The 1,283-nt window shown below is 75.4% G+C and carries 1 protein-coding gene; it reads right to left on the bottom strand.

Translation table 11 applies throughout. The features are described from left to right. Positions 1–94 precede the first annotated feature (94 nt). Positions 95–1,180 carry a hypothetical protein gene (locus ACFV0G_RS39485; protein WP_380558798.1) on the bottom strand — a complete coding sequence of 362 codons (1,086 nt, stop codon included), beginning with the start codon at positions 1,178–1,180 and terminating at the stop codon, positions 95–97. Positions 1,181–1,283 lie beyond the last annotated feature (103 nt).

The following is a 1,283-nucleotide window of genomic DNA, read 5'->3' as shown; positions in this document are numbered from 1 at the left end:
CCGTTCTCGTTTTAAACCCCCCCCCCGGGGGGGGGGGGCCGCCCCGCCCCGGGGGGGGCCCCCCGCCCGCGGGGGCCGGCCCCCCCCGGGACCGTCAGGACTTGGGCCGGCGGTCCGGCGGGCGGAGCGGCGGGATCGGTACGGCGGGGAAGTCCCGCGGCCCGGTCCACAGCGACGGCACGGCGTCGCAGCGGCGGGCCAGCTCGTAGCCGATCGCCTCGTAGTTCACCCGCCAGCCGCGGAAGTGCGGCCAGGCCTCCTCCGGCGTGCGCTCCTTCTGGAAGCCGCTGGCCACCACCATGGCCACGGCCGCGTCGAACTCCTCGAAGGTGAGCCGGATCGGCTCGTCCGGATCCGGGTCGGGGTCGAACGGCACCCGCATCGTCCGGGCGATGTCCCGCATCGCGGTGAACCCCGCGCGCAGCACCAGGCGGGCCTCCGGCGGTGCCGAGCGCGGGGTGAGCGCCAGCTGGATGGCGGCCGCGTCCATCACCGCGAGCAGGCCGACCACCCAGCTGCGGTACGGCCGCGGGGAGCGGAAGGACAGCAGCACCGGATAGTTCGAATGGCCCTCGCCGATGTCGGCGGCCAGCCGCTCCCAGTCCCGGTAGAGCTCGGGCAGGGCCCGCTCGGTGGAGACCAGCGACTGCCGGGCGAGCAGCTCCGGGCCCCAGGCCGGCTCGCCGGCCCGCGACTGGAGCAGGGTGACCTCGACCTCGCGCCGGTTGTACGCGCCGTACAGCGTCGGCAGGTAGCCGATCAGCAGGGCGATGATCAGCGGGCCGGTCGCGGCGGCGAGGAAGTCGAGCGCGGACAGGTGCAGCCGCTCGCCGCTGGCGAAGCCCAGGGTGAACAGGCTGGATCCGGCCTCGCGGAAGGAGACCGACCAGTCGAGCTCGGAGCTGCCGTGCAGCAGCAGGGTGTACGCCAGCAGCATGCAGGTCAGCCAGGTGCCGAGCATGCCGACCAGGATCAGCGGCGCGAGCCAGGTCTGGGCCCGGTCCTGCGCCGCGTACCCGCCGAACGGGGCGGCGGCCAGCCGCAGCGTCGCCCGCAGGATCCGCCAGAGCCGGTTGACCAGGGCCGAGTACAGGCCGCGCGGGACGACCAGGGTCCGCAGGATGCTCGCCACCGTCGTGACCAGCAGGACGGCTCCGGCCAGGCTGTAGATCCACCTCATGTGATCATTGTGGCCCGTCGGGCGGGCCGGTCCGCAGTCGGCGGAGCGCACGGCCCCGCCCCCGCGCGACGGCCCCCGACCGCGGGCACGCGCCCCCCACCCC

It is taken from the genome of Kitasatospora sp. NPDC059571 (assembly GCF_042735675.1).
In the GTDB taxonomy this organism is placed as follows: domain Bacteria; phylum Actinomycetota; class Actinomycetes; order Streptomycetales; family Streptomycetaceae; genus Kitasatospora.
This window is presented reverse-complemented; position numbering and strand designations above follow the sequence as displayed.